This is a genomic window from Thermostichus sp. OS-CIW-26, assembly GCF_054058395.1.
This window is the reverse complement of sequence record NZ_JBSSAG010000009.1, coordinates 1-17,833: the sequence shown is the minus strand read 5'-3', so window position 1 is coordinate 17,833 and position 17,833 is coordinate 1. Positions and strand designations below refer to the sequence as shown.

Annotated in this window: 20 protein-coding genes and 1 pseudogene; 12 read left to right on the top strand and 9 right to left on the bottom strand. The window is 58.0% G+C overall.

Annotated elements, in window-relative coordinates; genetic code table 11:
- Nucleotides 1-14 precede the first annotated feature (14 nt).
- The 6 genes and pseudogenes from ACVW0C_RS05725 to glmU all read right to left on the bottom strand — a co-directional run.
- The gene (locus tag ACVW0C_RS05725; RefSeq protein WP_414388748.1) at nt 15-1,274 is read right to left on the bottom strand and encodes a 4-hydroxy-3-methylbut-2-enyl diphosphate reductase; all 1,260 of its coding nucleotides are present in this window, start codon (nt 1,272-1,274) and stop codon (nt 15-17) included.
- 217 nt (nt 1,275-1,491) lie between these two features.
- Nucleotides 1,492-1,767: a lipopolysaccharide assembly protein LapA domain-containing protein gene (locus tag ACVW0C_RS05720; RefSeq protein ID WP_011434193.1), complete on the bottom strand. Its 276-nt coding sequence runs from the start codon at nt 1,765-1,767 to the stop codon at nt 1,492-1,494.
- Between the two features lie 51 nt (nt 1,768-1,818).
- Entirely contained in the window at nt 1,819-2,265 is a 447-nt protein-coding gene (locus ACVW0C_RS05715) for a pentapeptide repeat-containing protein (RefSeq protein WP_457384596.1), read from the bottom strand.
- Nucleotides 2,266-2,666: 401 nt separating this feature from the next.
- Complete coding sequence (locus ACVW0C_RS05710) at nt 2,667-3,119, bottom strand: RNA-guided endonuclease InsQ/TnpB family protein (RefSeq protein ID WP_414355920.1); 453 nt, start codon at nt 3,117-3,119, stop codon at nt 2,667-2,669.
- A 90-nt stretch (nt 3,120-3,209) separates the two neighbouring features.
- Entirely contained in the window at nt 3,210-3,716 is a 507-nt protein-coding gene (locus tag ACVW0C_RS05705) for a PPC domain-containing DNA-binding protein (protein ID WP_457384634.1), read from the bottom strand.
- A gap of 36 nt (nt 3,717-3,752) precedes the next feature.
- A pseudogene (gene glmU, locus ACVW0C_RS05700) lies at nt 3,753-5,108 on the bottom strand (bifunctional UDP-N-acetylglucosamine diphosphorylase/glucosamine-1-phosphate N-acetyltransferase GlmU); the annotation flags it as partial.
- Between the two features lie 138 nt (nt 5,109-5,246).
- Here glmU and ACVW0C_RS05695 point away from each other — a divergent pair.
- The 5 genes from ACVW0C_RS05695 to ACVW0C_RS05675 all read left to right on the top strand — a co-directional run bounded on the left by ACVW0C_RS05695 (nt 5,247) and on the right by ACVW0C_RS05675 (nt 7,872).
- Nucleotides 5,247-5,675 (top strand): SHOCT domain-containing protein, encoded by a 429-nt coding sequence (locus tag ACVW0C_RS05695; protein ID WP_414384099.1) that lies wholly within the window; start codon nt 5,247-5,249, stop codon nt 5,673-5,675.
- Nucleotides 5,676-5,805: 130 nt separating this feature from the next.
- Nucleotides 5,806-6,264: an MAPEG family protein gene (locus tag ACVW0C_RS05690; RefSeq protein WP_414344246.1), complete on the top strand. Its 459-nt coding sequence runs from the start codon at nt 5,806-5,808 to the stop codon at nt 6,262-6,264.
- Nucleotides 6,265-6,415: 151 nt separating this feature from the next.
- Nucleotides 6,416-6,685: a hypothetical protein gene (locus ACVW0C_RS05685; protein ID WP_414332008.1), complete on the top strand. Its 270-nt coding sequence runs from the start codon at nt 6,416-6,418 to the stop codon at nt 6,683-6,685.
- A gap of 36 nt (nt 6,686-6,721) precedes the next feature.
- Complete coding sequence (locus ACVW0C_RS05680) at nt 6,722-7,402, top strand: energy-coupling factor ABC transporter ATP-binding protein (protein ID WP_414331746.1); 681 nt, start codon at nt 6,722-6,724, stop codon at nt 7,400-7,402.
- A gap of 257 nt (nt 7,403-7,659) precedes the next feature.
- Complete coding sequence (locus ACVW0C_RS05675) at nt 7,660-7,872, top strand: CP12 domain-containing protein (RefSeq protein ID WP_457384595.1); 213 nt, start codon at nt 7,660-7,662, stop codon at nt 7,870-7,872.
- Nucleotides 7,873-8,111: 239 nt separating this feature from the next.
- Here ACVW0C_RS05675 and ACVW0C_RS05670 read toward each other — a convergent pair whose 3' ends face one another.
- Both ACVW0C_RS05670 and msrB read right to left on the bottom strand, forming a co-directional pair.
- Complete coding sequence (locus ACVW0C_RS05670) at nt 8,112-8,915, bottom strand: FTR1 family iron permease (RefSeq protein WP_457384594.1); 804 nt, start codon at nt 8,913-8,915, stop codon at nt 8,112-8,114.
- Nucleotides 8,916-8,964: 49 nt separating this feature from the next.
- On the bottom strand, nt 8,965-9,456 hold the full coding sequence (gene msrB, locus ACVW0C_RS05665; protein WP_414380695.1) for a peptide-methionine (R)-S-oxide reductase MsrB: 492 nt from the start codon (nt 9,454-9,456) through the stop codon (nt 8,965-8,967).
- A 275-nt stretch (nt 9,457-9,731) separates the two neighbouring features.
- Between msrB and ndhN the strand changes: the two genes are divergently transcribed.
- The 7 genes from ndhN to ACVW0C_RS05630 all read left to right on the top strand — a co-directional run bounded on the left by ndhN (nt 9,732) and on the right by ACVW0C_RS05630 (nt 17,248).
- A complete protein-coding gene (gene ndhN / locus ACVW0C_RS05660) occupies nt 9,732-10,175 on the top strand; it encodes an NAD(P)H-quinone oxidoreductase subunit N (RefSeq protein ID WP_414344253.1) in 444 nt (147 codons plus the stop codon).
- A 391-nt stretch (nt 10,176-10,566) separates the two neighbouring features.
- The gene (locus ACVW0C_RS05655; protein WP_457384593.1) at nt 10,567-11,607 is read left to right on the top strand and encodes a Light dependent period protein LdpA domain-containing protein; all 1,041 of its coding nucleotides are present in this window, start codon (nt 10,567-10,569) and stop codon (nt 11,605-11,607) included.
- Between the two features lie 54 nt (nt 11,608-11,661).
- Entirely contained in the window at nt 11,662-13,545 is a 1,884-nt protein-coding gene (locus tag ACVW0C_RS05650) for a R3H domain-containing nucleic acid-binding protein (RefSeq protein WP_457384633.1), read from the top strand.
- 237 nt (nt 13,546-13,782) lie between these two features.
- The gene (locus ACVW0C_RS05645) at nt 13,783-14,352 is read left to right on the top strand and encodes a Uma2 family endonuclease (protein ID WP_414422398.1); all 570 of its coding nucleotides are present in this window, start codon (nt 13,783-13,785) and stop codon (nt 14,350-14,352) included.
- A gap of 235 nt (nt 14,353-14,587) precedes the next feature.
- A complete protein-coding gene (locus tag ACVW0C_RS05640; RefSeq protein WP_414408871.1) occupies nt 14,588-15,040 on the top strand; it encodes a QcrA and Rieske domain-containing protein in 453 nt (150 codons plus the stop codon).
- A gap of 93 nt (nt 15,041-15,133) precedes the next feature.
- Nucleotides 15,134-16,282: a glycosyltransferase gene (locus ACVW0C_RS05635; protein WP_414330180.1), complete on the top strand. Its 1,149-nt coding sequence runs from the start codon at nt 15,134-15,136 to the stop codon at nt 16,280-16,282.
- 78 nt (nt 16,283-16,360) lie between these two features.
- Nucleotides 16,361-17,248 carry a PRC-barrel domain-containing protein gene (locus ACVW0C_RS05630; protein WP_011434176.1) on the top strand — a complete coding sequence of 296 codons (888 nt, stop codon included), beginning with the start codon at nt 16,361-16,363 and terminating at the stop codon, nt 17,246-17,248.
- Between the two features lie 157 nt (nt 17,249-17,405).
- Here the strand turns inward: ACVW0C_RS05630 and ACVW0C_RS05625 are convergent, their stop codons facing one another.
- Nucleotides 17,406-17,717, bottom strand: a complete 312-nt coding sequence (locus tag ACVW0C_RS05625; protein WP_414419818.1) for an alpha/beta fold hydrolase — start codon at nt 17,715-17,717, stop codon at nt 17,406-17,408.
- Nucleotides 17,718-17,833 lie beyond the last annotated feature (116 nt).

Genomic DNA, 17,833 nt, shown 5'->3' with positions numbered 1-17,833 from the left:
GAGGGAAGGGATCCCTAGGCAGGGATCCGCCGAGGTTCTTCACGCAGGGCGAAGATGCGTTGAATCACCTCTTCAACAACGCGGTCTGGGGTAGAGGCACCGGAGGTAATGCCGATTTGCACCGGCCCATCGGGTAGCCACCCTTCGGTAACCGTCGGGTCTTGGTGAAGAGGCTTGTGACGGATGCGGTTGTTGGGTTGGATGCAGTCGGGGCCATCGATATGGAAGGAGGGCAGGCCTTTGGCCAGGGCAATTTCCTGCAAGTGGGTGGTATTCGAGGAATTAAACCCCCCGATCACCACCACCACATCCAAAGGCTGCTCCAGCAGCTCGAACATGGCGTCCTGCCGCTCTTGGGTGGCATTGCAGATGGTGTTAAAGCTCATGAAGTGGTTGTCTAACTCCTGGGGGCCATATTTGCGCAGCATGGTGGTCTCAAACAGCTTGGCAATGGCGCGGGTCTCCCCTTCCAGCATCGTGGTTTGGTTGGCGATGCCGATCCGCTCCAGATCGCGATCCGGATCAAAACCGGGGGAAGTGGCCTTGCCGAAGCGCCGCCGAAATTCTGCCGCATCTCCGCCCTGCAAAATGTAGCGGGCGACCCATTCCGCTTCTTCCAGGTTCAGCACCACCAGGTACTTTTCGGCAAAGGAGCTGGTGGCTACGGTTTCTTCGTGGTTGTACTTGCCGTGGATGACAGAGGTAAATTGGGCCGCGCGGTGCTTGTCCACTTGGTTCCACACGCGGGAAACCCAGGGGCAGGTGGTATCGACAATCTCATTGCCCTGCGACCGAAAAAACGCCATTTCCGAGGCACTCGCCCCAAAAGCAGGCCAAATCACCACATCTTGGGGCCGGATCTGAGAAAAGTCCTTCTTGCCGTCCGGGCCTTTCTCCACAAAGCGGATCCCCATCTCCTTCAGGTGCTGGTTTACCAGAGGGTTGTGGATGATCTCGTTGGTGATCCACAGTTGCCGATCCGGAAAGCGTCGCCGCGCTTCATAGGCATATTCCACCGCCCGTTCCACGCCCCAGCAAAAGCCAAAGGCCCTGGCCAGGTGAATGGTAATGTCGCCCCGCTGATAGCGGTAGGACTGGGCACGGATTTGCTCCACAAGGGGGCTTTTGTAGGTGGTTTGCAGCTCCAGTTGAGCCTGATCCTTGTGTTCTTCAAACCCCTTGGCGAAGTAGGTGCTGGATCCGCGCAGGGCTTTGCGCAGGGCCCGTGGGTCTTGGGGAGAGCTATCCGGGGAAGTAGGTTGAAAATAAGCCATGGTTACGGTTGGAGATATGCACTGCTCAAGCAGACGGCGAAGGGATCCTGATCTCAGCTTACGCCCAGTCTCGCATCGGTGGGCCATTCCAGCATGCTTTCCCTAGGGCCAGCGACAAGATTGTCAAGTCAACTATAGAATTGCAGGTAGAATTGCAGGGGATCGAAGCCGTTGAGCCAAAGCCAGAAAGCAGAGGGATCCCTTTGGGAATTGGCCGTTATTGGGGCGGTTGATCCTGCATTTCCAGTTGGCGCACCCGCTCTTGTAATTGGCGGGCGGTGGCAGAAAAGCTGCGCCCAGGCCAGAGGAGAGAGCCCAGCCCCACCGTCAACAGGCCCAAGCCGACAGCCGCGGCGATGAGAAATCCCAAAGGCAGCTCCACCGAGCGCCACATTAAGAAATGTACGGTCAGGGTGGTGGGGTTTTGCCCGGCCAGGACTGCCACTCCCAAAGCCAGCAGCAGTGTCAAGACCAAGTTGAACAGCAGTAACATCAGGGATCCCGTCGCAACAGTTCCATTCTGCCTTGTCTGCTGGGGGGTGGCTCAAGCCAGCACACTCCCGTCAGGTAGGATGGCCCCCCTGAGGTCAGCGCCGGTCAGCACTGCTCCGCCGATTTTTGCCCCGCTCAGATCGGATCCCTGCAGTTGTGCACGGGTTAGCTTGGCTTCCCAAAGGTAGGCACCGTGCAAGTTGGCTTCCCGCAAGTCGGCAAAGCTGAGATCCGCGCCGATCAAGTTGGCTTCCCAAAGATTGGCCCCGCGGAGGTTGGCCCCCATCAAGTTGGCCGAGCTGAGATCGGCGCCGCGCAAATCGGCTTCCTGCAGGTTAATGCCACTCAGCTTGCCAAAGGAGAGGTTGGCCCCTCTCAGATTCACCCCTTGCAGGTTGGAGCGCACCAAGTCCACCCCCACCAGGTTGGATTCTTGAAAGTTGCGCTCGCCAGAGGCATATTCTGTCAGCAGATCGTCAGCAGTTGTCACTCGGGGCATGGCCGGATACTGCCATCCGTGCGTTAAGCTTAACAATTTCTGGCTGCTCAACGGGGTACTGATGACCGCTCCGAAAGACCTACGAAACGCTAACAAACACTTCCAGAGTGTTCAGTGCCTGTCGCGTCTGATACATTTACGCTGAACACTGCTGAACATCACTGTTCAACTATGCAGCGATAGCATTCTGTTTGTTTCCAAACAGAATGGCGGTATCCCGCAAAGCTTTGAGTAGAATACCCAAAGCGCAGTTTCCGTGTCGTCTTACTACCAATTTTCTGCTTTGCTTTGGCTACCATGTTGGCAGACTCGAAAGTAAACAGAAAGATCAACTGGTAGTAATCCGTACTGAACATATTATACATTATTTTCAGTATAGTTGAGCTTATTATTGACTAGAGTCATGCTCTCAAGCTAACAACCACGTTCTTGGGTGTGGTCACCGGGAGCAGCTCTGCACAGCGCAGCCAACCGAAGATAGGTACCTTGATGCGGTTGCCAGAAGTGCGAATACTCCCTTCCAGGTAAAAGCTGTCTCGCACTCCCTTGCGTTTGAAGCGGGGAAACTTCCCCAACCCACCCCGCCAGCGCTTAAGGGCTTGCTCCAAGTTGCGTAATGCCTGCTGAGGGGCGCATTTGGAGACCTGGTAGTACCAGCGATGTTCTTTCTTCACCTCGGCCACTAGGCGCTTGTGCAGGTCAATGGCGGTGGGAAGTTTTTGCTGGTTCTCCAGGGCTTGCCGACAGACTTCTAAGCCCCAGTTATAGGCGTGGCGGGCTACCCCAGCGTGTTGGGCGGCTAGAGTTGTTTGCTTGCGGTTAAGAATGAGTTGCGTCCGAAAACCCAGTAACATGCCCGCCACACCGCAAAGCGTCCATGAGTTCCGTGAAGCTTTCGGCTTGGCGCTCACAAGCCCCCTTTAGCTTTAGGTAACTCATGTTGACTACTGTAAGCTTTTCGGCCTGCTGTTGTCAGCCTCTGGTTTTGTCTGCTGGTTTTGCTGGGGTTGGGGGGGTGGGGACGGCCAGCAGGGATCCCCTGCCACGGGTTGGATGTGCAACTCCAGGTAGCCGGTGGCCGGATCCGGTTGACGGGAGAAGCGATACTCCGGGCTGTCGGCGAGGACAATTTCGGCGGTGGTGTAGATGAGGCAGCCGGGGCGCAGGTGTCCCCCCCAGGTTTGGCCTCGGGCATCGGCAACGGTGAGATGGAGATGGACTCCGTCAGGGCACAGGGATCCACTCAGGGCCAGGATCTCCAGGCGTTCCGACAGCAGGTGATCCCCCATTTGGTCGGCCAGGCGCAGGGTGGCTTGGCTAAGGCTGCCGACGGCGCTGAGGACAAACCCCGCTTGCAAGGGCTGCTGCCGGGCCAATCGCTCCAGTTCCTGCTTGAGATCTTGGCCGGGGAAGAGGCGCAAGGGATAAATCTTGAGGGATCCCGGTGGCATGGGCTGGAGCTCTTGGCGGCGGGAGGAGCGGATCCCGGGTCGCCAACCGGGCTTGACCACCGGGCGGGAGCGAGCGATCACCAAGCAGTCATCCGGCAGGGGGTAGCGGGCAGGGATGGTGGAGCCGGCAGCAATGGTGACATCGGATCCCACCTGCAAAGGAGCCACCAGAACCGAGTTGGCGCCTGTTTTGCTGCGATCCCCAATTTCGGTAAAGTGCTTTTGCTGGCCGTCGTAGTTGGCGATGATGGTGCCCGCGCCGATGTTGACCTGGGATCCCAGCTTGGCATCTCCCAGGTAGGCCAAGTGGGCGGCATTGCTGTGGGATCCAATCTGGGTATTTTTGGTTTCCACAAAGTTGCCGATGCGGCAATGATCCCCAATCTGGCTGTGGGGGCGCACGTGGGCGTAGGGGCCTATCCAGACGTGGTTGCCGATGCGGCTGTGGCTGACCACCGAGTAGAGAATGTGACACCCAGATCCAATCTCGCTGGACTCGATCCAACTGCCCGGCCCCAGGCGGGTTCCCGAGCCAATGCGGCACACCCCTCGCAGATGGGTTTGGGGCTCGATGATCACATCGGGGGCCAATTCCACCGTTTCCTCCAGGCTGCTGCTGTCGGGATCCACAAAGGTGACCCCGGCTTCCATCCAGGCTTCTTTGAGGCGATCCTGCAAAATCTGGTACGCCTGGGCCAGTTGGCGGCGGTCGTTGACGCCCACAATTTCTTGCGGATCGGCAACATCCAGAGCGATGGCTTTGCCCACCCGCTTGACGGCATCTGTTAGGTAGTACTCCTGCTGTGCGTTGTTGCGATTGAGATGGGGCAAAACCTGAGCCAGAGCCGGCCAGTGAAAACAATACACCCCACTGTTGATGCGGCGATTTTGCCGTTGGGCTGGGGTGCAGTCTCGCTCTTCCACCAGTTCCAGCACTTGCTGTTGGGCATCGCAGAACACCCGTCCATAGCCATAGGGATCCGCCACCTGAGCCGAGAGCAAGGTTACCTCTGGGTTCATCTGGCGGTGGCGCTCCACCAGAGCTTGCAGGGTTTCTGCCCGCAGCAGGGGCACATCCCCGTTGATCACCAGCAGATCCCCCTGAAAACCGCCCAGGACGGGCAACAGCTGTTGAACGGCGTGTCCGGTGCCCAATTGCTGGGCCTGCTCCACAAATTCAACCGGGTACTCCCGCAGGGCTTGGCGCACCTGCTCTTGTTCATAACCCACAATCACCAGACAGCGGTGGGGTTTCAAGGTTAGCACCGTGCGCAGCAGCCGCTCGATCAGAGACAGGGATCCCAGTTTGTGCAGCACCTTGGGCAACTGCGACCGCATCCGGGTGCCCTTGCCCGCTGCCAAGATCGCTACCGATAGCTCCCGCTCTGCCATGTTCCTTCCCCGAACTGCCCCCATCAAGTATAGGCGGCAGGATTCTGCTCAAAAATCTTCTGAGGTTGGATCCAAGTTCCTGAGCCCTGTGCGGCCAAAACTGAGCTAGCTTAATGGCACATCTAGCTGGTGCAGTCTATGGCCGAGAGCAGGGGCCCTGATATGCCCCCACAGGAACGTCGGCGGTTGGTCCGCGAGGTGGCCGGCTGGCTGGCGATGCTGGGGGTGTTCATTCCAGGGTTGCAGCGCTTCTATATGGGGCACCAACGCTGGGGCTGGGGCTACTTGGTGGTGGGGCTGATGGTGTTCGTTCCCTCCATCCCGCTGCAGATTCTCAGCTACGGGGTACGCGCCCTTTGTTTGCTGGAAGGGCTGTGGATCCTGACCATGAGCAATGCCGATTTCGATTTTCGATTCAACCGAGAGCTGATCGAGCTGGAATGGACCAGTGTGGAAGGGCGAGAAGCCCGGGATCCCGAACAGCAGTTGGAAAGCCAGTTGAAACAGGGCTTGATCACCCGCGCTGAATATGAGGAGCGCCGCCGGCAAATCCGCAAGATTTCCTGACGCAAGCATCTGCCTGGATAGACAGCCCGATAGATGGATAATGGTTTTGGTGTTGATTTTCCCGGCAATAGCTCCCACCCAAGCTGGGCTCTTTTCTCTCCTCTGTCATTGTGCACCGCCCTTTTGCCTTATGTTGCCAAGCCTTCCTCTCGCAGCTATCCCCCTGTTCTCTATTGCGGCAGCCATGCTCTTGGTCTATCTGCCCATGGGGGTGGTGGGCTATGCCCGTGCCCGCGTTGGCTACGACCTGCATGCTCCTCGGGCTATGTTTGATAGGCTACCTCCCTACGGGCAACGGGCCACCTGGGCCCACGCCAACGGGTTTGAGACCTTTGGGATGTTTGCGGCAGCAGCGTTGATCGCCTACATCACCGGCCCTCACTCGGATCCCTGGTATTTTGGCCTCAGCGGAGATGAAGGGGTAGCTGTGCTGTGTGGGGTGTTTCTGCTGGCGCGGCTGCTCTACAACTTTTTCTACATTGCCGATATTCCCATTGGGCGATCCCTCTCCTTCTTGGCGGGATCCCTGGCCACGTTGGGCCTGTTGCTGATTAGCCTGCTGCCTTTTCTCGGCACCGGCCTGGCCTAATCTGGCGAGAGAAACTCCCCCGTCATTTGTTGAGCCTGCCGGTACCCTGGCCCAACCTGCGATACTGGAAAAGGACTTCGTCCTGCTGTCGCCAACGGCGTCCTCTGGGTGCCTCTCTTTTGTCCCACGGCCCACTACGCAACGGTCAGCCATGTACACTCTGGAACTGCTCCTGAAAGGGAACCCTGCCCCCATCGTTGTCCACCAAAAAGAGGAAGAAGCGGCCAACCGGGCCTACCAAAGCATCGTCAATGCTCTGCAGAGTGGATCCCCTCAGAGTTTGGAGCTGACCTGCGACCGCACCGGCAAAAAGGTTTTCCTGCTCACCGGTGAGCTATGTGGCGTGCAAATGACTTCCAAGTCGGGCGGCGCCAGCCCCATGGGAGCCCGTCCCGGTTTTTTGGCCCAGTTGCAAAGCTGAGGACAGCCCTTTTCTCTCTGCCGCTAAGGGATCCCCATGTCTGAGGTGGCCATTCGGGTGGAGAGCCTGACCTTTGCTTGGCCGGAACGTCCGCCGGTTTTGCAGGCGTGCAGTTTTGTCATTCCCAAGGGCCAGTTGTGGATGCTCTTGGGGCCCAATGGCAGCGGCAAGTCCACTTTGTTGCAACTGTTGTCCGGATCCCTGACCCATCCCCAGCCCCTTTCGGGCCACCTGGAGATTCGCGGTCGGCTGGGCTATGTGTTTCAAAACCCGGATCACCAACTGTTCATGCCCACGGTGGGAGCCGATGTGGCCTTTGGCTTGGGAGCAGAGGCTCTGACCTTGGCGGAAATTCACCAGCGGGTGGAAACAGCCTTGGAGCAAGTCGGATTAAAGCACCTGATCCGTCGGCCCATCCATGGCCTCAGCGGCGGACAGAAGCAACGAGTGGCGGTGGCAGGGGCTTTGGCCCGGCGCAGCGAGGTGCTGCTTTTGGACGAGCCGACAGCCCTGTTGGATCCCGACAGCCAGGCGGATTTGCTGCGGTGCATCCGGCAACTGGTGGATCAAGAAGGCATCACCGCCCTTTGGGTAACCCATCGGCTGGCGGAACTGGAATGGGCAGACGGGGCGATTTTGCTCTCGGAAGGTCAAGTGCGTCAACAGGGATCCCCAGAGCAGGTGCGGCAACGGATTGAACAACTGTTTGGAGCCTGAGGGATCCCTGCGCATCCTGATCCCAAAGAGATCGCGAAAGCGCAGCTGCACCCCCCTGCCGTCACTGTTTAGAATAGGTAATGTATCCGGTTGATCAATTCGGTTGGCACAAGGTCATTATCCTGAACTTATTCCCCGTCTGGATCGGCTGGTTTTTACCTGTTGATCCTCGGTTACACCGAATCCCTACAGGTTCTGCGTCAACCGGTTACATCAGCGGGCCACCGGCCCCATCTAGTCTAAAGGAGCTTGAGAACATGGGACTGTCTGAAGTGATCGCCAAAGAGCTGGAAAATGCTCGCAACGTCTGCTCTGAGTACGGCGAAGGGGATCCCCACTGCCGTGCGGCCTGGGATGCGGTTGAAGAAGTGCTGGCAGCTCGCAGCCACCAGCCGAGGACTCCCAGCAGCCTAGAGAAGCACTGCGCTGAAAACCCAGATGCTGTTGAATGCCGGGTCTACGATACCTGATTCTCGGGAACCCCACAGAGTGGATGCTCTCTGTCGATTCCGTAGCGATCGACAGGGTTTCCTACTGGGGATCTCCGACAAAATCCAGCGGCCTGCCGGATCCCTGCCGGTAGGCTTTGCTTTCTTGGACTGGAAGGCTTGACTGGGTGCAGCCTTTTGGTTGCCATCCATCGAAACCAAAACCAGGACTCATCAAGCTCAAGGCTGGTGGAATCCACAGGGCTCGTGGAGAACGTTTTTCACGAAGAAAGCTTTCGAGCCGGATCAGCTCGCAGCCATTGCCCCACCCACAAGGCGAAGGCTATTCCCAGCAGCAGCAGTTGGGGGAGCAGCGTCTGCCAAGTGGGATATATGCCCAGCCAGCGCAGCTTTGGGATCCCAACAAGAGGAGTGATGGGCAGCCAGTCCGCCACCTGTAGAGCGTGCAAGCCACTGCCCAAAAACTTAAAGCCCAAGTAGAAAATCAGCAGACTTAGACCCCGGAAAAAAACTCCCAGCGGCAATTTCAGCCCCACCTGCAGCAGCAAGATCGCCACCGCCACCAACACCAGGGATCCCAGGCCGATCCCCAGCCAAAAATCTTTTGCCGAGAGGGAAGGGGCCAACCCCACATAAAACAGCACCGTTTCCGCCCCCTCGCGAAACGCCGCCACAAAGGCCAGAAAAGCCAAGGAAAAAACCTGACCCGTGGCCAGTGCCGCCTGCGCCTGTTCCCGCACAAAGGTTTGCCAAGAAGCCACTGCAGCCCGGCGGTGCAACCAAAGGCTGACCGAGAACAACAAACCTGCTGCCACCAGCCCGGTGATCCCTTCCAGCACCTCTTGTCGCGTGTGGGTGAGCATCTGCTGGAAAAACAGCTTCACCAGCAGACCGAGCATCACCGCTGCCAGCAAGCCCGCGGATCCCCCTATCCACACCCAGCGCTTCTGAGCCGATTGCCCGCTCTTGCTCATAAGGGCCAGCAGTGCCACCAGCACCAAGAGAGCTTCCAGGCCCTCCCGCAGCAGAATCGAAGCAGCATCCAGGAACGTGTAGTCCGACATAGGCTCACCCAGACAGGCGGCTCAGTTTTAGCTGGAGCCAAGAGGATTTCTAAGTGGTGGCTGGGATGAACTTGAGGGCAGCAGAATTGATGCAGTAGCGCAAACCCGTGGGTGGGGGGCCATCCCGAAACACATGCCCCAGATGCCCACCGCAGTTAGAGCAGTGGACTTCCGTGCGGGGCACAAACAATTTCCAGTCCGTCTTGGTGCCGATCACATGGGGAGCAATCGGCTCCCAAAAGCTGGGCCAACCGGTGCCACTGTCGTACTTGGCCGCCGAGGAAAACAGCTCCTGACCACAGCCGGCACAGACATAGATACCTGGGGCCTTGTTGTCGTAGTAAGCGTTGCGGAAGGGGGGCTCAGTGCCCTCTCGGCGCAGCACATAGTATTGCTCTTCGGTGAGCAGTTGCCGCCACTCGGCGTCGGTTTTGGTGAAGGGATAAGTCTGTTGGGCCATTGCTCTTTGCTCTCCTGCTAAGCTGAGGGGTGCTGTAATCAACCCGGCCACCGCCAAGGTCAACAGCTCGCGTCGTCGCATGATGAGGTTCATCTGTTGTCGCTGTGTAAGTGGCGGGGAGGCCATCCCTACTAGGGGGATCCATCCGCCTTTGTCCGCCACCTGTGGGTTGAGACCTGCAAGCAGGTTACCCGTATCTTAACCCTTCTTTACGCTCCCTTCTGCAAAACAGGGAGATAGCCAGTATTCTATGGGTTCCATTGGCAGCTTCTATCCCCAGCTTCAGGCGCCATCCCGTTACAATGAGCGCAGGTGGGCTGCTTGTCCAACCCTAGACGAGTCATGGAGTTCTTCCTATGCTGCTGGTCGGCTCAGGTGCAAAGTTTGTGCAGCAACTGGAGCAATCTGGGGCTTTGGCCATCTTTGTAACCCCAGAGGGGGGATCCGAAGGGCACTACCTGCGGCGGCTGCGCGGAGCTGGGTATGAGGTGGTCACCCTCTCCAGTAAGGGAATCGGGGATCTGGCCAGCTATTTGACGCGCATTCATGGGGTACGGCCTGCCACGCTGGGCAAATCGGAGCGGCGCACCTATTTCTTTCCCGCGTTGATCGAGCAGTATCGGGCCACCTTGCCCCCAAAAGCTAAGGGGTTGGTGTTTTGGTTTTACGAGGGGCATGTGTTCAGCCAACAGGAACTCTCCTACCTGGTGAAGCTGAGTCGGGAAGACAAGGGAGTGAAGTTTGTGGTGGAACTGGGCCGAGAACGGTCAATTCGTTGGCAACCTCTGCAGAGCGCCTGAACCTGATACATTTACGCTGAACACTGCTGAACATCACTGTTCAACTATGCAGCGATAGCATTCTGTTTGTTTCCATTCGCGTCAGCGGGACGGAGTCCAAACAGAATGGCGGTATCCCGCAAAGCTTTGAGTAGAATACCCAAAGCGCAGTTTCCGTGTCGTCTTACTACCAATTTTCTGCTTTGCTTTGGCTACCATGTTGGCAGACTCGAAAGTAAACAGAAAGATCAACTGGTAGTAATCCGTACTGAACATATTATACATTATTTTCAGTATAGTTGAGCTTATTATTGACTAGAGTCATGCTCTCTTCAGGATCCTGGAAATTTCTTTGCTACCATCTCAAGTAGATGGCCTGCGGCTCAGATCCCCATCCTGCTAGCGGTTTCTCGTGCCTGTGACCTTGCCAACCGCCTCGCTGCAACAGGGTACCTGGTTTAAGCTGATCTGCGGTGCAAGTTTCCACCACTTGCCCTCGGTTCGGGAGCTGGCTTTCCTTTACACGCTGGCCGGGGCAGATTGCATTGATGTTGCTGCCGATCCGGCCATTGTGCGGGCCGCTCAAGAAGGGATCCGACGGGCACAAGCCGAAGATCCCCAGGCGGGGTTCCCTTGGTTGATGGTCAGCGTCAATGACGGCGAAGACGTGCATTTCCGCAAGGCGGTGCTGACGGCTCCCGTCTGTCCTGCCGACTGTCCTCAGCCTTGTTTGGCAGTCTGTCCTCCCCATGCCTTGACCCAGGCAGCCCTTCCTGCTCAAGTCCACATCCAGACAGAGCTGTGCTACGGCTGTGGGCGCTGCGAGCCGGTTTGCCCCCACCGGCGCATTGCCACCTTCGGCTACCAGGTCGCTTTGTCAGAAGTTTTGCCGCCTTTGGTCGAGCTGGGCATTCAAGCGGTGGAGATTCACACCTGCATCGGTCGCCAGAGGTCATTCGAGCAATTGTGGGGATCCCTGAAGCCCTGGCTACCTCAGCTCCAGGCAATCTCAATTAGCTTTAACGATGGCCCGGGCCTAGAGGCTTACTTGAGGGATTTGCTGGCTCTTATGGATCCCTTGCCGGAGGTGTTGATCTGGCAGGTGGATGGCCGGCCTATGAGTGGGGATATTGGAGCTGGCACCGGCAAAGCTGCCCTAAAGTTGGCCGAGAAGGTACTGAATATGGGTCTGCCAGGCTATGTGCAATTGGCGGGAGGAACCAATGCCCAAACGGTGCCGCTGTTGGATCCCCGATGGCCAGTGGCGGGGGTGGCCTTCGGCAGCTATGCGCGACAGTTGGTGTCAGCCTATCTGGAAGGGCCAGCTCACAGCTCATCGGAGTCAGGATGGAATCCCGGATTGGCGGCAGGGATCCCGTTGGCCAAGCAGTTGGTGCAGCAAGTAAAGCGGCGATCCGTTGCTTTTAGGCAAACCTGTTTTTCCTGCGTTTAACGACGTTGCTCAGCCATGAGTTTCCCCGTACAGCCCTCAACCCCAAGTCCGTCGATGGATCCGGAAAGTGCTCCGCACCGCTTACGTGAACGTACCGGCTTTCCCGGCCAGGTTCAATACAGCGACGACCTGAGCAAGCTTTTGGATATCCTGCCGGCTCCGATTCGCGAGCGCCTAGAACAGCATCCCCACTTGGATCGATTGGTGGAGGTGGTGCTGGATTTGGGTCGCCGCCCCGAAGCCCGCTTCCCCGGCTTTGCCGATTACCTTTCCGAGGACGTGATCACCCGGGCCGACTTGGATCAGGTGATCAGCCGGGTTGGAGAGTTCAGCAGTGACAACCGCGCAGGCATTGCCTCTACCCTGCACCGGATCAGTGCCATTCGCAACCGCCAAGGCACGATCATTGGCCTTACCTGTCGGGTGGGTCGCTGCGTTATCGGCGTGATCAGCATGATCCGCGACCTGGTGGAACAGGGGCGCTCCATGCTGTTGCTAGGCCGACCAGGGGTGGGCAAAACCACGGCCCTGCGGGAGATTGCCCGTGTGCTGGCGGATGAGCTGGGCAAACGAGTGGTCATTATCGACACTTCCAACGAGATTGCCGGCGATGGAGACGTGCCCCATCCGGGTATTGGTCGGGCCAGACGGATGCAGGTGGCCAGCCCAGAGCTGCAGCACAAGGTGATGATCGAGGCAGTGGAAAACCACATGCCCGAAGTGGTAGTTATCGACGAGATCGGCACTGAACTGGAAGCTTTGGCCTCTCGTACCATTGCCGAGCGGGGGGTACAACTGGTGGCCACCGCCCATGGCAACCGCATCGACAACCTGATCAAAAATCCCACCCTCTCCGACTTGGTAGGCGGGATCCAATCCGTCACCCTAGGAGATGAAGAGGCGCGGCGGCGCGGCTCTCAAAAGAGTGTGTTGGAGCGCAAAGCTCCCCCTACGTTTGAGATTGCCATAGAGATGCTGGAGCGATCCCGCTGGGTCATCCATGAAGATGTGGCCGCCACTGTGGATCGCCTCTTGCGCAACCGCGAGCCCCTGACCCAAACCCGCAGTCTAGACGAACGCGGCCAGGTGGTGATAGTGCGGAGCACCGCTGGCGCAAACGGGCGCCCGGCTCTATCTGGCCCCCAATGGCCCCCTGCCGGCAGCACAATCTCCGCAGCACGGGAGCGGGGAGGATGGCAACGCTCTGGACGGATGGAAGCTCTGCCTTCAGAGCCGCTTGAAAGTCGCTCGCCGCAGGGAGGAGCATCGGGTTTGCTCCTGGATAGGCAAGAGGACTCTGTCCCGTTAACGCCGGCGGGATCCCGTCCTGCCCCTCAGGTGGTGGCCGAATCCAAAGCGGAATCGGGCTCTGATGAAGAAGATTTGGACTGGGAGGGATCCGCCCTAGCCCCGACAGGACGGCAGCAGAATCCGGATGGGCCGCTGATGATCTACCCCTACGGAGTGAGCCGCTTCTACCTGGAGCAGGTGATCCAAACCCTGAAACTGTCGGCGGATGTCACCAAAGATCTAGACGAGGCAGACATTGTCTTGGCCTTGCGATCCCAGGTGCGCAGCCGTTCCAAGATCCAGCAGATGGCCTACTCCCGCCAGATCCCGATTCACACCGTCAAGGCCAATACTCTGATTGCCCTGGCTCGCGCCCTGCGCCATATTCTCAACATTGAAAGCGAAGAGGGATCCGATTCCGACCTGGAGCTGTTCATTCGCGCCAGCTCAGGCGATGAAACCGAAGCTCTGGAAGAAGCCCGCCTGGCGGTGGAGCAAATTGTCATTCCCAAGTCTCAGCCGGTGGAACTTTTGCCCCGTTCGCCTCTGATCCGCAAGCTCCAACACCAGTTGGTGGAACATTACCACCTGCGGGCCCAAAGCTTTGGCGAAGAGCCCAACCGCCGCTTGCGCATCTATCCCAACTAGCCCCACACGATAGCTCAACCGATAGTTCAGCTCCGTAGAAGCTCTACCCATTGAGCCGTCGTGGTTAGAGAGGAAGGACTCCGTCTCGCTTCTGTGAACGGGATCCTGGGCTAAGATTTGGCTACGCCAAGTGCGGTTCCCGCTGTTGCGACAGCGTTGCAGTTGTCGGCCCAGTGTCGTAGGTACAGCAGCAGGGTGCCCTGGGCATAGCACCATTTATTGCTATAGGGATAGCTAATGACTGCTACAGAAGTACGCTGGACCACTCGGGATATCGAGGCTCTTCCAGAGAATGAATGGATCCGCTACGAGATCATCGACGGAGAACTGCTGGTGACTCGCTCTCCTCATCACAAACATCAGCACATTATCGGGTGTTTGTTCTCCGCACTGCATCGGTGGTCGCTAGAAACAGGATTGGGAGAACCCTCAATCATGCCAGGGATCCTCTTTTCCGAATTTGATAATGTGTCTCCCGATGTTGTTTGGGTTAGTTATGAGCGGCTATCACAGATTCAAGATGAAGCAGGACATTTTCGGGGTGCCCCTGAGCTGGTGGTTGAAGTCCTATCACCTGGAAAAGTTCATGAGGATCGAGACCGCTTGGCAAAACGGAAACTCTACTCTGTGCATGGGGTGCAAGAGTACTGGATCGTCGATCGGCTGGCTCAGAGAGTAGAGGTGTATCGCAGACAACAGGCCCAGTTGGTCTTGGTAGAAACGCTGTTGGCTCAGGATGCGTTGTCTTCTCCCCTGTTGCCCGGCTTTGTCTGCACGGTTGCTGAGCTGTTTACCTCCCGACCCTAGGCTCCAGGCGTACAACAGCCGAAAGGGATCCCATCCCATCGGCCAAATCAATGAAGCAACCAAGATGCCTGCTGCTGCGTACTCTAGCCGGAAAAAGTGCGGCTTGGCCCTGGCCGAAACTGTTCCGGTGTAACAAAATGTTAAGGGCAGCATTTGTACGGGGATCCCTTCTGAAGGGGCCGGTCTTTTGCTGGCTCATGACCTACATTTTGCACACCTCCAAGGACACATAGCCATGTACAACAATCGTCGTGGTTTTCTTCGCTGGCTGGCTCTCGGTTTTGGCTCGTTGGTGGGTTGGTTACCTGGGTTTACCCGGCGCCGTTTTGCCCTGGCCCAGGGAACTGCTTCTGGCTCTAAGGCTTCTGAGCCGGAGTTTGTGAAAGTTGCCACTCTGGCCGATCTCAAAGATGGCCCCTTCAAGGTGGAAAACGCCTTTGGGAAAAACACCGCCACCCTCTGGCTGGTCGGGGATCCGCAAAAAGAAGATTCTCTGCTGGCTTTGGATGCCGCCTGTCCCCATGCGGGGTGTGATGTGAACTGGCGGGGCGAGAATTTTGTCTGCCCCTGTCATGGCTCGGCTTTTGCTGCCGATGGCAGCCGTACCCGTGGCCCGGCCAATGCAGACCTGGCCATCTACAAGGTCAAGGTGGAGAAGGGAGAAATTTTTGTAGCCAAAGCCTCATAAAGTTCTGGGCAGGCTGTGGGCTTTGAGGCCAGGCAAAAGGAGTCGGGTATCCGGATTGAGAAGACAATGGGCTGAGCTACCGAGGCTCTCCCTATGGCTCGTCCCTACCGCTATCTGTTCCTCTCCACCCCTGTTGGACCTCTGGGATCCGGGGCCGGTGGTGGTGTGGAGCTCAATCTTGCCAACCTGACGCGTGTCTTACTCCAGATGGGATCCCAAGTGCGGGTGTTGGCCCCTGTGGGATCCCGAATGGCGGAGTTGCCGGAGGAGGTGATCGAGCCGGTGGCGGGCCTTCCCCCGGCCTATGCGCAGACCCAGCGCCGCGATCAGCCGGTTCTGATCCACACCCCCTCTCTGCTGGCCAACCTGTGGCAGCGGGCTGCCCACCTGCAAGATCAGTTCGATCTAATCGTGAACTGGAGCTACGATTGGCTCTCGTTTTATTTGACGGATTTTTTCCGCACCCCGGTGGCCCACATTGTTAGCATGGGATCCCTCAGCGATGCCGTCGATCAGGCTCTAGAGCACATTGCCCATCGCTATCCTGGTCGGCTGGCGGTGCATTCGCGGGCGCAAGCCCAGACCTTTGCCTTTGCCCGAGCCGAGATGGCGGCAGGTCGGGATCCCTTTGTCTATCTGCCCTGCGGGGTGGATCTGCGCCTCTACGACTTTGTGCCCCAGGGGAATGGATCCCTGTGTTGGATTGGCCGCATTGCCCCGGAGAAGGGCCTAGAAGACTGTGCTGCCCTGGCCGAGAAGACGGGAAGGCCGGTGGTGATCCTAGGCCACCTGCAAGAGCCAGGCTACTGGCAGCAGATCCAAGAGCAGTACCCGCATGCCCAATTGGATTACCGAGGGTTTTTGCCCACCCCGCAAATGCAGCGGATCTTGGGGCAATGCTCAGCCTTGATCATGACCCCCAAGTGGGTGGAGGCCTTTGGCTTGGTGGCGGTGGAAGCTTTGGCCTGTGGCGTGCCGGTGATTACCTACCGCCGGGGTGGGCCCGCGGAAATTGTCAGCGATGGAGAAACCGGCTGGATCGTCGAGCCGGACAACGTGGCAGCTTTGGCAGAGGCTGTAGAGCGCCTAGATCACATCGACAGGAGCCGCTGTCGGCAACGGGCAGAAGAGCACTATTCCCTGGGCGCGATGGCAGAGCAGTTTCTGGCCTGGAGCAGGCAGATTGGCCGGGATCCCACCTGGGCAGCCCGCGAGGGAGGAGACAGGCAGTGGTACTATTAACTTACTTAATTCTGGCGAACTGTGTCAGACACGCAGCCCAACAACGGGAACGTTTTGACTTACGACGGGGAAACCATCATGACGACTGGGAAAGGATCTGTTGCGCTGGTGCGATCAGAGGTTCGTCGGCGGTCACAGGTTCTGGGAACGCAGGTGATCAGCCAGGGCAACGCAGCCCGGCTTGGGGTAGTCAGCGAAGTTTGGGCGGATCTGGAAGCCAAGCAGGTTCTGGTGCTGGGGGTGCTGGAAAAAGCCCTTGCCGGATCCCCCCGTTTGATGGAGCTGCGGCAGGTAACAGCGTTGGGTCAGGATGCAGTTCTTGTCCCCAGCGAAGAAGTTTTCGACAACTTGGACTTGGAGGGCCTGAGTCGCGTGGTTGGCAGCGAGGTGGTAACCGAAGAAGGGATCCGCCTTGGCAAAGTTAAAGATTTTGAGTTCAACTCCGTCTCCGGCATCATCACGGGTTTGGTGCTCTCCAACCTCGGCCTCACCTTTTTACCCGGCTTCATCCTCAGCACCTATCTGCTCTCCACCGATGAGATTGTCTCTGTGGGCGGGGATCGCCTCATTGTTGCCGATGGCGCCGAGACCCGCCTAACCCAACTGGCCAAGGGGATTTTGGAAACCCTGGGAATCGGCAAGCCCCCTTGGGAAGCCGGAGTTAGCCCTGCTCCTGCCCTGCCCAGTGCTGTCGAGAGTTCCGCCGTCGAGGAAGATTACGAAGAAGAATACGACGAGGAATACGAAGCCGAAGAAGAAGACGTTTACGCAGAAGAAGAGCCTGAACCTGAGCCGCAGCCTGTGCGTCCACGCCCGCCTGAGCCCGCACCCGCCCCCGAACAACCGGCTTGGGAACAGGAGTATGCCAAAGAAGAGGCCCCTCCTTCTGAGCCTGCCCCTCCTCCTTCCAGCTCCACTCCTGTGGATGGTGATCCCTGGGAAGATAAGGCCGGGGAGCCCACTTAAGTTGCCGGGCTTGTATCAACTCCCCTTTCCCCTCAGGGAAGTGGCTGGGGGTGGTCGCGTCAGCCGAGAGTACGGTCGTTCCCCCTGATGTCAGGGCTGCTTCTTGCGCCAATCTCCCACTTTTTTCTGCCAAGGGGCAAAGGGATCCCCCATCTGTCTATCCCGGCAGGGCAGGATCGGCTTCGGCCAAGAAGCGCAAAGCCACCGACAAAAAGGTCTGCGGCGCTTCAATGTGCGGAAAAGCAGCCCCTGGCAACCGGTATATCGGCACCTCCGGGCGCAAAGCGCGATACCGCTCTGCCTGTTCTGGGCCGGTGAGACGATTTTGTTCTCCCCAGACCAGAGCCATGGGCTTGGCCACCACGCGAAAGTCGTCTTGGATGGGCAAATTGAGCCTGCCGGTGAGAAAAGAACGGGGGGCAAATTGAGCCCCCGCCTGGTGGGCTGCCCGGTAATAGTAGTCCACCACCGCCTCATCCAGGGCGTAGCTGGGGGAGCATGACTCTAGTCAATAATAAGCTCAACTATACTGAAAATAATGTATAATATGTTCAGTACGGATTACTACCAGTTGATCTTTCTGTT

Excerpts from the sequence above, each read along its gene's own strand:
- ACVW0C_RS05725 (WP_414388748.1), bottom strand. The coding sequence starts at position 1,274 with ATGGCTTATTTTCAACCTACTTCCCCGGATAGCTCTCCCCAAGACCCA.
- ACVW0C_RS05720 (WP_011434193.1), bottom strand. The coding sequence starts at position 1,767 with ATGTTACTGCTGTTCAACTTGGTCTTGACACTGCTGCTGGCTTTGGGA.
- ACVW0C_RS05715 (WP_457384596.1), bottom strand. The coding sequence starts at position 2,265 with ATGCCCCGAGTGACAACTGCTGACGATCTGCTGACAGAATATGCCTCT.
- ACVW0C_RS05710 (WP_414355920.1), bottom strand. The coding sequence starts at position 3,119 with ATGTTACTGGGTTTTCGGACGCAACTCATTCTTAACCGCAAGCAAACA.
- ACVW0C_RS05705 (WP_457384634.1), bottom strand. The coding sequence starts at position 3,716 with ATGCCACCGGGATCCCTCAAGATTTATCCCTTGCGCCTCTTCCCCGGC.
- ACVW0C_RS05695 (WP_414384099.1), top strand. The coding sequence starts at position 5,247 with ATGGCCGAGAGCAGGGGCCCTGATATGCCCCCACAGGAACGTCGGCGG.
- ACVW0C_RS05690 (WP_414344246.1), top strand. The coding sequence starts at position 5,806 with ATGTTGCCAAGCCTTCCTCTCGCAGCTATCCCCCTGTTCTCTATTGCG.
- ACVW0C_RS05685 (WP_414332008.1), top strand. The coding sequence starts at position 6,416 with ATGTACACTCTGGAACTGCTCCTGAAAGGGAACCCTGCCCCCATCGTT.
- ACVW0C_RS05680 (WP_414331746.1), top strand. The coding sequence starts at position 6,722 with ATGTCTGAGGTGGCCATTCGGGTGGAGAGCCTGACCTTTGCTTGGCCG.
- ACVW0C_RS05675 (WP_457384595.1), top strand. The coding sequence starts at position 7,660 with ATGGGACTGTCTGAAGTGATCGCCAAAGAGCTGGAAAATGCTCGCAAC.
- ACVW0C_RS05670 (WP_457384594.1), bottom strand. The coding sequence starts at position 8,915 with ATGTCGGACTACACGTTCCTGGATGCTGCTTCGATTCTGCTGCGGGAG.
- msrB (WP_414380695.1), bottom strand. The coding sequence starts at position 9,456 with ATGCGACGACGCGAGCTGTTGACCTTGGCGGTGGCCGGGTTGATTACA.
- ndhN (WP_414344253.1), top strand. The coding sequence starts at position 9,732 with ATGCTGCTGGTCGGCTCAGGTGCAAAGTTTGTGCAGCAACTGGAGCAA.
- ACVW0C_RS05650 (WP_457384633.1), top strand. The coding sequence starts at position 11,662 with ATGGATCCGGAAAGTGCTCCGCACCGCTTACGTGAACGTACCGGCTTT.
- ACVW0C_RS05645 (WP_414422398.1), top strand. The coding sequence starts at position 13,783 with ATGACTGCTACAGAAGTACGCTGGACCACTCGGGATATCGAGGCTCTT.
- ACVW0C_RS05640 (WP_414408871.1), top strand. The coding sequence starts at position 14,588 with ATGTACAACAATCGTCGTGGTTTTCTTCGCTGGCTGGCTCTCGGTTTT.
- ACVW0C_RS05635 (WP_414330180.1), top strand. The coding sequence starts at position 15,134 with ATGGCTCGTCCCTACCGCTATCTGTTCCTCTCCACCCCTGTTGGACCT.
- ACVW0C_RS05630 (WP_011434176.1), top strand. The coding sequence starts at position 16,361 with ATGACGACTGGGAAAGGATCTGTTGCGCTGGTGCGATCAGAGGTTCGT.